The organism is Nocardia sp. JMUB6875 (assembly GCF_041154655.1).
Lineage (GTDB): Bacteria > Actinomycetota > Actinomycetes > Mycobacteriales > Mycobacteriaceae > Nocardia.
The window spans coordinates 1-10869 of record NZ_BAAFGR010000218.1; the positions used below are offsets into that span (position 1 = coordinate 1).

A 10869-nucleotide genomic window follows, 5' to 3' on the forward strand; every position below is an offset into this window, starting at 1 on the left:
GTTTCCTGGGTCTGGCCACCGCGTCAGTATCGGCCAACACGGCGGACCTCACATCAGAGTCCATGTGCCACTCCTTGATTCGGAGTTACACCGTTGTTCTTACAGTCCCGGCCATAATCGCTCGCGAAATGCCGAAACACCAGGTGAGGAGTTGCGGGATGAGCTTTGTGCTGAGGTTCGAGGAGATCGATCGGACACGGGTCGCGAGCGTGGGCGGGAAGGGTGCGAATCTCGGCGAGCTGGCTCGGATCGAAGGCGTCGCGGTGCCGGACGGGTTTTGTGTCACGACGGACGCGTTCGCGCGGACGGTGGCGGATGCGCCGGGGTTGGCGGATCTGCTCGATGAGCTCGCGCGGACGACGGCGGACGATCAAGACGCCATCCGGACGTTGAGTGGGGAGATTCGGGACACGATCGAAAGACTGCCCGTTCCCGAGGAGGTGGTGGCCGAGATCCTCGGTGCGCACGAGCGGCTCGGCGCGGCGGGGGCGTATGCGGTGCGGTCGAGTGCGACGGCTGAGGATCTGCCGTCAGCGTCGTTCGCGGGGCAGCAAGACACTTATCTCAATGTGGTGGGAGGGGCGGCGATTCTCGAGCATGTCGGGCGGTGCTGGGGGTCGCTGTTCACCGAGCGGGCGGTGACGTATCGGCTTCGAAATGGGTTCGGGCACAGGGCGGTTCGAATGGCGGTGGTTGTTCAGCGGATGGTGTTTCCGCGCGCTTCGGGCATTTTGATGACCGCCGACCCGGTCACTTCCGATCGGACGGTGGTGTCGATCGATGCCGGTTTCGGGTTGGGTGAGGCGCTTGTCTCCGGGCTGGTGAATGCGGATGTGTACCAGGTGCGCGACGAGGTGGTCATCGCCAGGACGATCGCCAGCAAGAAGCTCGCGATCGAGCCCGTGGCGGCGGGCGGCACCGAGGTGCGGGAGATCGTGGCGGAGCAGCGCGACGCACCGGTGCTTACCGAGGCGGAGGTGCTGACACTGGCCCGGCTCGGCCGTCGTATCGAGGTGCATTTCGGCAGTCCGCAGGACATCGAATGGTGTCTCGACGGTGAGGATTTCCGCATCGTGCAGAGTCGGCCGATCACCACGCTTTTTCCGATTCCCGAAGCCGATGACGACGAGAACCACGTCTACGTGTCGGTCGGCCACCAGCAGATGATGACCGATGCCATGAAGCCCCTTGGCATTTCGCTGTGGCAGCTCACCAGCCGCGGGCCCATGCGGGACGCGGGCGGGCGGCTGTTCGTGGACGTCACCAAGCCGCTGTCCTCCCCGGAGACCCGCGACGGCTTGATCGCCGGGCTCGGCAGCTCCGATCCACTGATCGGCGACGCGCTGCGGACCGTGATCGACAGTGGCTTCGTTCCTGTTGTGCCGCAACCGGATTCCGCCGCGCCCACCGCGATGCGCGCCGCCGCGGCCCCGCCCCTGGACGCCGATCCCGCGCTCGTCGCCGAGGTGATCGCCGACAGCGAGGCCTCCCTCTCCACCTTGAAACGCGATATAGCCACCAAGTCCGGCCCGGAGCTGCTCGACTTCATCCGCGCGGATATCCCTGAGCTGCAACGGGTCCTGTTCACACCGCGCGGCCTGCAGATGATCACCACGGCGATGAACGCCTCGGCGTGGCTCAATGATCGGCTGCGGGAATGGCTGGGCGAGAAGAACTCCGCCGACGCGCTGACCCAGTCGGTGCCCGGCAATGTGACCTCCGAGATGGGCCTGGCACTGCTGGACGTCGCCGACACCATCCGGCCGTACCCGGAGATGATCGCCTACCTGCGGCAGGTCGAGCACGTGCAACCCGCGGGAACCGCCTTCCTGGAAGAACTTTCCGCGTACCCCGGCGGCGCCGAAGCGCGGGCGGCGATCGACGGCTTCCTCGACAAGTACGGCATGCGCTGCGCGGGCGAGATCGACATCACCAGGCCGCGCTGGAGCGAAAGCCCCGCCACCCTGGTGCCGACGTTGCTCGGCAATATCGAGCACTTCGAACCGGGCGCGGGCGCACGGCGTTTCGCCGACGGCCTGCGCGAGGCCGAGCAGACCGCCGCGCGCCTGCTCGAACGCCTGCGCGCCCTGCCCGACGGGGAGGAGAAGGCCGCCGAGACCGAGCGCATGATCGCGCGGGTGCGCACTTTCTCCGGCTATCGCGAATACCCGAAGTACCGCATGGTCAGCCGCTATTTCGTCTACAAGCAGGCGCTGCTGGCCGAGGCGCGGCGACTGGTGGAGGCCGACGTCCTCACCGACCCCGAGGACATCTTCTTCCTGCGCTTCGACGAACTCGCGGAGGTCGTCCGCACCCGGCGCGCGGACGCGCGGCTCATCGCCGAGCGCAAGGAAGCCTTCCGTACGTATCAGACGCTCACCGCGCCCCGAGTCCTCACCTCCGACGGCCGGGCCCTCACCGGCGCCTACCGGCGCGAGGATCTGCCGCCGGGTGCGCTGCCGGGCATGGCGGTGTCCGCCGGGACGATCGAAGGCCGCGCCCGCGTCGTCGCCGATATCGGACAGGCCGATCTCGAACCCGGCGACATCCTCGTCACCGCCTACACCGATCCGAGCTGGACCCCGCTGTTCGTCGCCATCGCGGGCCTGGTGACCGAGGTCGGCGGCCTGATGACGCACGGCGCGGTGATCGCCCGCGAATACGGCCTGCCCGCCGTCGTCGGCGTCGAGCACGCCACCGACCTGATCCGCGACGGCCAGCGCATCCGGGTGAACGGCACGGACGGCTACGTCGAAATCCTCTCGCAGCCAACGGACTAGAAAAGCAACTCGGCCCCGCCCGGAAGGGCGGGGCCGAATCAGGCTCTGGGAACTCAGTTCTTGGGGAAGTTCAGTTTCGACAGGTCGAAACCTTCCAGACCCGGCGGGAGTTCGTTGAGGCCCGCGGGCAGGTTCGAGATGTCGGGCATACCGGCGGGAAGCCCGGGCATCCCAGGGAACCCGGTGCGTGCCGCCTTGGGCGGGGTGGGGCCGCGCCCGCCCTTCTTGCCCTTCTTGCCTTTGCCCTTGCCCTTGTTGGCGCGGGCGCCGGGCATGCCGAACTGGCGGGACATGGCGCCCATCATCTTCTTGGCCTCGAAGAAGCGGTCGACGAGCTGGTTCACGTCGGAGACCGCGACACCGGAGCCGTTGGCGATGCGGAGGCGACGAGAAGCGTTGATGATCTTCGGGTTCGCGCGCTCGGCGGGCGTCATGCCGCGAATGATGGCCTGGACGCGATCGAGCTGCTTGTCATCGACCTGGGCCAGCACGTCCTTCATCTGCCCCGCGCCCGGCAGCATGCCCAGCAGGTTGCCGATCGGCCCCATCTTGCGGATGGCCAGCATCTGCTCGAGGAAGTCCTCCAGCGTCAGCTCGCCGGAGCCGATTTTGCGGGCGGCCTCCTCGGCCTGCTTGGCGTCGTAGACCTGCTCGGCCTGCTCGATCAGGGTGAGCAGGTCGCCCATGCCGAGGATGCGCGAGGCCATGCGGTCGGGGTGGAAGACGTCGAAGTCCTCCAGCTTCTCGCCGGTGGAGGCGAAAAGGATGGGCTGGCCGGTGATCTCACGCACCGACAGCGCCGCGCCACCGCGGGCGTCGCCGTCGAGCTTGGTGAGCACGACACCGGTGAAGCCGACGCCGTCGCGGAAGGCCTCGGCGGTGGAGACCGCGTCCTGGCCGATCATGGCGTCGAGGACGAACAGCGTCTCGTCCGGATTGACGGCGTCGCGGATGCCCGCGGCCTGCCGCATGAGCTCCTCGTCGATGCCGAGGCGACCGGCGGTGTCGACGATGACCACGTCGTACTGCTTGGCCTTGGCCTCCTCGATACCGGCGCGCGCGACATCGACCGGATCCGACGCCGAGACGCCGAGCGGGTTCTCGCCGCCGCCGATCGAGGTGCCCGGATGCGGCGCGAACACGGGCACGCCCGCGCGCTCGCCGACGACCTGCAGCTGGGTGACCGCGCCGGGGCGCTGCAGGTCACAGGCGACCAGCAGCGGCGTATGCCCTTGGCCCTTCAGGTATTTGGCGAGCTTGCCCGCGAGGGTGGTCTTACCGGCGCCCTGCAGACCGGCCAGCATGATGACGGTCGGCGGGTTCTTGGCCAGCCGCAGCCGCCGGGTCTCGCCGCCGAGGATGGCGATGAGCTCCTCGTTGACGATCTTGACGACCTGCTGGGCCGGGTTCAGCGCCGCGGAGACCTCGGCGCCCTTGGCGCGCTCCTTGATCTTGGCGACGAAGCCGCGCACGACGGGCAGCGCCACGTCGGCCTCGAGCAGGGCCAGGCGGATCTCCCGCGCGGTCGAGTCGATGTCCGCCGGCGACAGGCGTCCCTTGCCACGCAGATCCTTGAGGGCACCGGCCAACCGGTCGGAAAGGGATTCGAACACCGATGCGCTCCTGATCTCGAGGGACTGACACTCGAGATACCAGGGTAGTGGGATCCGCGGGATGCCGTTGCGCCAGGCTCGGACCTGCGTTATTCGAGCGAGCGCGGGCGCGGCCCCGGACGGCGCAGATCGTGCTTCTCGGTGGTCACCATGCCGACCGCCTCGCGGGCGGTGAGCCCCAGCGCCAGCGCGAGCGCGTCGAGCATCGCCCATTCGGCATCGGTCGGGGTGTGCTCGGTGACGGTGGAGGCGATGGTCATGGCCGTCACCGCCTGCTGACCGGTCAGGGTGCGGCCCGGGAGCCAGGAGACCACCCACCGGTCGCCGCCCACGCAGCGGGCGATGTGTGAGGTCAAATCGCTTGTCATCATCGACGCGGAGACGACTTCGATTGCCACCGACCTGCTCCCCTCATACTCGCGACAGCTACGGGTACTGAGCTACAGCTACGGGAACGACGAGCCCCGGGCACAGACCGATACCCGGACGTGATAATCATCTGCACGCGAATACTAGGGTGTGACACCGATCACTCGACCGGTATTACAGCAAATTATCTGCAACATTCTCATTAACTGGCAAACGTACGGTTTGCCAGTTAATTCGAGCCCCGGGCGATTGATCAGAAAACCGCTGGAAGATCCGATTCAGCTGTCCGATTCGAGAGGTTTCTTCGGTTGTTGCGGCGGCACCACCGCCAGCAGCGCGGCCTCGATCTCCGACCGCCGCTCCGGCGTGTCGCTCGCGCCCAGATCCAGGCAGAAAGTGTCGATGACCGCCGAACCCATGGTCACCACCTTCGCCCAGGCCACATTCACCCCGGCCTCGGCCAGCGCCGCGGCCAGCCGATTCAGCAGCCCGATGCGGTCCTCGGCGCGCAATTCCAGCAGCACCCGCCCGGGCTCGGCGGTCGAATGCCAGAACACCCGCGGCTGCGCCTGCGCGAACGGACTCGGCTGCGTGCCCCCGGCATCGCGCTCCTTGCGGGCCAGCACCGAGGCCAGATCCAGATCGCCGTTGATGGCGCGGATCAGCTCCTGGCGCAGCAGACCCGGGTCCGGCGGATCACCGAACCGCGGTGCCACGACGAAGGTGTCGATGGCCGAGGAGCCGACACTGGCCAGTTCCGCCGAGAGCACGCGCAGCGAATGCACGGCGAGCACACCGGCCGCATCCGAGAGCAGCCCCGGATTGTCGGGCGCGACCACCGTGACGATGTGGTGGTAGCGCCCCTCCCCCGGCTTCAGATCCACGTGCACGCCACCGGATTCCGCGCGCTCGCGCAGCTCGTCCGGGATCGGCGTCGGCTCGGGCGGCTCCTCGCCGGCCATGGCGCGGCGGCAGTTGCGCACCAGTTCGCCGATGAGCGAGGCCTTCCAGTCGTTCCACACCCCGGGCCCGGTGGCCAGCGCGTCGGCCTCGGCCAGCGCGTGCAGCAGCTCCAGCAGGTGCGGGTCGCCGTCGAGGGCGTCGATCACCATCTTCACGGTGTCGGAGTCGGTGATGTCGCGCCGCGTCGCGGTATCGGGCAGCAGCAGGTGGTGGCGCACCATGGCCGAGAGCGTCTGCACGTCGGAAGGCCAGAGCCCCAGCCGTTTTCCGATGGAGGTGGCCAGCTCCGCGCCGACCACGCTGTGATCCTCGGTGCGCCCCTTGCCGATATCGTGCAGCAGCGCGCCCAGCAGCAGCAGGTCCGGGCGGGCGACGCGGGTGGACAGCGCCCCGGCCTGCGCGACCGCCTCCATGAGATGGCGGTCCACGGTCCAGGTGTGCATGGCGTCGCGCGGCGGCAGGTCGCGCACCACGCCCCATTCCGGAAAGAGCCTGCCCCACAGGCCCGTCCGGTCCAATGCCTCGATGGCGTCGACGGCGCCGCGGCCCGCGCCCAACAGCACCAGCAGGTCGTTGAGCGCCTCCTTGGGCCACGGCTCGCGTAGCTCGGGCGCGTCCTCGCCGAGCCGGTTGAGCGTGGTGGCCGACATCGGCAGCCCCGTCTGCGCCGAGGCCGCGGCCACCCGCAGCACCAGCCCCGGATCACGCTGCGGCCGTGCGTCCCGCGCCAGCACCACCTCCCCGGAATGCTCGACCACCCCCTCATCGAGTGGTCGGCGTACCGGGACCCGGCGCAGTCGCGCGAGCCCGCGCCGGGGCAGCGCGTTCCCGGCGGTGCGCAGCCCGACATCGGTGGAGTAGCTGACGGTGCGGGCCGCATCGCTCAAAGTCCGGGCCAGGTCGAAGCGGTCCCCGATGCGCAGGGCCGCCCCGATCTCGTCGGCGTCCTGGGCCCGCAGCTGGTCGCGGGCCCGGCCCGCCACCCGGTGCAGTTCGGTGCGCACGTCCAGCAGGCGGCGATGCGCCTGTTTCAGCCCGCCGCCCGGCACTTCCGGACCGAGCCCCGGCATGGCGTCGGTCAGTTGTGCGATGGCGAGGGCGTCGAGCAGCTGGATGTCGCGCAGCCCGCCGCGGCCGTTCTTGAGATCGGGTTCGGCGCGGTGGGCGACGTCTCCGCTTCTGCGCCAACGGGTTTGCGCCTGCTCGATCAGCGCGTCGAAACGGGATCTGACGCCGGCACGCCAGTCCCGCCGGACACCGCTGATGAGCAGACTGCTCAAGCCTTCGTCGCCGACGATGTGCCGCGCCTCGAGCATGCCCAGGGCGGCGGTGAGATCGTCGGAGGCCACGCGCAGCGCCTGCGGGACGGTGCGCACGCTGTGATCGAGCTTGATGTGGGCGTCCCACAGCGGATACCAGAGCTGATCGGCGACCTCGGCGACCCGATTGGGGTCGATGTCGTCGTAGAGCAGCACCAGATCCAGGTCGGAGTAGGGCAGCATTTCCCGGCGGCCCAATCCGCCCACCGCCACGATCGCGAGCCCGCTGTCGGCGGTGATGCCGACCTCGTGGCCCTTGGTGGTCAGCCACAGTTCGAACAGGTCCACCAGCGCTTCCCGCAGCGCCTCGGCATCCAAGCGGGTCGTGCGGCCGTTGGCGCCGCTGTGCTCGCTCAGCAGTTGGTCACGGGCCTTCACCAGATCCGAAGCGCCACCTGAAACCTTGTCGGCTTCGGCCTTCTCGTCGCGTGCTTGCTGAAAACCCACAACCCACCACCCATCTCATTCAGTTCGTCGCCCCACATGGGGGCGGCCCCGCCTCCGCCGGTTCGACACCGACGGGGGCCGGGGCCGCCACTGGATCCGCTCTCGAGTTACCGCATCCGATTTACAGAGCGTCGGACCCGCGTTCGCCGGTGCGCACCCGGATGATCGCGTCGACCGGGGCGACCCAGACCTTGCCGTCACCGATCTTGCCGGTGCGGGCGGCCTCGACGATGACCTCGACGACCTTCTCGACGGAGGCGTCGTCCACGACCACCTCGACCCGGACCTTCGGGACGAAGTCGACGGAGTACTCGGCACCGCGGTAGACCTCGGTGTGGCCCTTCTGGCGGCCGTAGCCCTGGACCTCGCTGACGGTCATGCCCAGCACGCCCGCCTGCTCCAGCCCGGTCTTCACGTCCTCCAGGGTGAACGGCTTCACGATCGCAGTGATCAGTTTCATTTTCGTCATGCCTCCTTGACGGCGGCGGTGCGCGCCGCACCACCCACAGCAGCGAAATCGTATGCCGATTCTGCGTGCTCCGACTCGTCCAAGCCCGTGAACTCGGCTTCTTCATTCACCCGGAGGCCGATCGTGAACTTGATCGCCAGCGCGATGATCAGGGTCGCGATGCCCGAGAAGGCAAGCACCGCACCGGCTCCCACGGCCTGCTTGATCAGCTGATCGAAGCCGCCGCCGTAGAACAGACCGGTGACCGCGGCGGGCGCCTCCGGCGCGGCGACCAGGCCGACCATCAGGGTGCCCGCGATACCGCCGACCAGGTGCACGCCGACCACGTCGAGCGAATCGTCGAAGCCGAACTTGAACTTCAGGCCCACCGCCAGGGCGCAGAGCACACCGGCGACCGCACCGATGGCCAGCGCGCCGACCACGTTGACCGAGGAGCAGGAGGGGGTGATGGCGACCAGACCGGCCACGACGCCCGAGGCGGCGCCGAGGGAGGTGGCGTGACCATCGCGGATCTTCTCGACCAGCAGCCAGGCCAGCATGGCCGTACCGGTCGCGACGGTGGTGGTGATGAAGGTGGCGCCCGCGATGCCGTTGGAGCCGACGGCCGAACCGGCGTTGAAGCCGTACCAGCCGAACCACAGCAGACCGGCGCCGAGCATCACGAACGGCAGGTTGTGCGGACGCATCGGGGTCTGCGGCCAGCCCTTGCGCTTGCCGAGCACCAGCGCCAGGACCAGGCCCGCGATACCGGCGTTGATGTGGACCGCGGTACCACCGGCGAAGTCGATGGCCTTGAGCTTGGTGGCGATCCAGCCGCCGTGCTCACCGGTCACGCCGTCGAAGGCGAAGACCCAGTGCGCGATCGGGAAGTAGACCACGGTGCCCCAGACGGCGGCGAACAGCACCCAGGCGCCGAACTTCAGGCGGTCGGCGACCGCACCGGAGATCAGGGCGACGGTGATGATCGCGAACATCAGCTGGAAGGCGACGAAGACCGTGGCGGGCACGGTGCCGGCCAGCGGGATCGCCGATTTGACCGCCGGGTCGGTGGCACTGGCCAGGTAGGTGCCGCCGATCAGTGACTTCAGGCCGAAGTACTGCAGCGGATCACCGATCAGGTTTCCCTTGTCGTCGCCGAACGCCACGGAGAAGCCGTACAGCACCCATAGGACGGTGATCACGCCCATCGCGCTGATGCTCATCATGATCATGTTCAGCACGTTCTTCGAGCGGACCATGCCGCCGTAGAAGAACGCGAGTCCGGGTGTCATCAATAGCACGAGTGCTGAACTCGCCAGCATCCATGCGGTGTCGCCGGTGTCGGCCGCACCGATTATGGGAAACGCCACCTTACTGTCCTCCTCATCGTCAGCCCCGCAGCAACCTGCGAATAAGCCTGCAATGAGATTCGTCAGTCGGTGTTTCCTCCGTGATCCTGCGGCGTTTCGCGTAGGTGAACGGATGAGATTGCAGTGTTGCGGTCACGTTTCCGAAACCGCGCCACTGTTACGACGACATTGTGAGGATGATGTTGAATTCGGTATCGGTGCAGTTGAGGGGCCGTTATCCGAGCAAGGCGTCGACGAAGGCTCCCGGCTCGAACGGAGCAAGATCATCCGCGCCCTCGCCCAAACCGACCAGTTTCACCGGAACGCCGAGCTCGTGCTGAACCTGGAACACGATGCCGCCCTTGGCGGTTCCGTCCAGCTTCGTCAGCGCAACACCGGTGATGTCGACGACGTCGGCGAAAACCCGGGCCTGCATGAGCCCGTTCTGGCCGACCGTGGAGTCCAGCACGAGGATGACCTCGTCCACCTTGGCCTTCTTCTCGACGACGCGCTTGACCTTGCCCAGCTCGTCCATCAGACCGGTCTTGGTGTGCAGGCGACCGGCGGTGTCGATGAGCACGACGTCCACCCCGCGATCGATACCCGCCGACACCGCGTCGAACGCGACCGCTGCCGGATCCGCACCTTCCTTGCCCCGCACGGTCTCCGCGCCGACGCGCTCACCCCAGGTCTGCAGCTGGTCCGCGGCGGCCGCACGGAACGTATCCGCCGCACCCAGCAGCACCCGCCGCCCATCGGCGACCAGCACCCGCGCCAATTTGCCGGTGGTAGTGGTCTTTCCGGTGCCGTTCACACCCACGACCAGCAGGATCGACGGATGATCATCATGCGGCAGCGCCCGAATCGACCGATCCAACTCCGGCCGTAGCGCCTCGATCAGCACCCCGCGCAGCAGGGCCCGCGCCTCGGCCGCGGTCCGAACGGTCCGAGCGGCCATCTCCTCCCGCAGCCGGTCGACGATGACAGCGGTACTGGCGGTACCCAGATCCGCCATGACCAGTGTGTCCTCGATCTCCTCCCACGACTCCTCGTCGAGGTCGCCACCGCCCAGCAGGCCGAGCAGCGACTTGCCGACGGCGTTCTGCGAGCGCGACAGCCGACCCCGAAGCCGGGTCAGACGCCCCGAAGTCGGCTCGATCTCGGCGATGCCGGGAGCCTCGGCGGGAGCAGTGGTCTCGGGCGCGATGCTCGGCGCAGCGGCACGCGCTGCCACAGCAGCCTCGGCGCCGGCGGCGACCTCCGCGGCGGCAACGGCGGCCTCGGCGGCTTCTTCCGCGGCGACCTCATCCGAAACAGGCTGCTCCGCAACCTCACCGGCGCCCTTGTCCCCGGCGGCCTCACCCGCCTGCTCGGCGGCTTCGACGGCCTGCTCGACGGCATCGGCTCGCGGCTCGACCGCAGCGGCGGTGTCGCCCTCGGTAGACGCTTCCGTCGGCGAAGCGGGCTCCTCCGCAGCGGCGGCCTCGACGGGCGCGGCGGATTCGGCGGGCGTGACGGCCTCGTCGGTCTCGGCGGGTTCGGGGCCCTGGACCGGGTCGGGGAGGGGGACGTTGGTGATGG

Annotated in this window: 7 protein-coding genes; 1 reads left to right on the plus strand and 6 read right to left on the minus strand. The window is 68.5% G+C overall.

The features are described from left to right. Nucleotides 1-158: 158 nt before the first annotated feature. Entirely contained in the window at nt 159-2780 is a 2622-nt protein-coding gene (rph, locus tag ACAM49_RS35215; protein ID WP_369639866.1) for a rifamycin-inactivating phosphotransferase, read from the plus strand. 53 nt (nt 2781-2833) lie between these two features. On the opposite strand, the gene ffh is transcribed toward rph, so the two are convergent. From ffh to ftsY, 6 genes are all read right to left on the minus strand, one after another. After that, entirely contained in the window at nt 2834-4393 is a 1560-nt protein-coding gene (gene ffh / locus ACAM49_RS35220; RefSeq protein ID WP_369639867.1) for a signal recognition particle protein, read from the minus strand. An 89-nt stretch (nt 4394-4482) separates the two neighbouring features. Next, complete coding sequence (locus tag ACAM49_RS35225; RefSeq protein ID WP_369639868.1) at nt 4483-4791, minus strand: hypothetical protein; 309 nt, start codon at nt 4789-4791, stop codon at nt 4483-4485. Nucleotides 4792-5040: 249 nt separating this feature from the next. After that, complete coding sequence (locus tag ACAM49_RS35230) at nt 5041-7491, minus strand: [protein-PII] uridylyltransferase (RefSeq protein ID WP_369639869.1); 2451 nt, start codon at nt 7489-7491, stop codon at nt 5041-5043. Between the two features lie 121 nt (nt 7492-7612). Continuing rightward, the gene (locus ACAM49_RS35235) at nt 7613-7951 is read right to left on the minus strand and encodes a P-II family nitrogen regulator (RefSeq protein WP_369639870.1); all 339 of its coding nucleotides are present in this window, start codon (nt 7949-7951) and stop codon (nt 7613-7615) included. A gap of 5 nt (nt 7952-7956) precedes the next feature. Next, nucleotides 7957-9309 carry an ammonium transporter gene (locus ACAM49_RS35240; protein ID WP_369639871.1) on the minus strand — a complete coding sequence of 451 codons (1353 nt, stop codon included), beginning with the start codon at nt 9307-9309 and terminating at the stop codon, nt 7957-7959. 214 nt (nt 9310-9523) lie between these two features. Further along, nucleotides 9524-10869, minus strand: a 1346-nt coding sequence (gene ftsY / locus ACAM49_RS35245; RefSeq protein ID WP_369639872.1) for a signal recognition particle-docking protein FtsY, incomplete at its 5' end; no start/stop codon positions are given.

Coding starts and splice junctions, on each gene's coding strand:
- rph (WP_369639866.1), top strand. CDS start 159: ATGAGCTTTGTGCTGAGGTTCGAGGAGATCGATCGGACACGGGTCGCG.
- ACAM49_RS35235 (WP_369639870.1), bottom strand. CDS start 7,951: ATGAAACTGATCACTGCGATCGTGAAGCCGTTCACCCTGGAGGACGTG.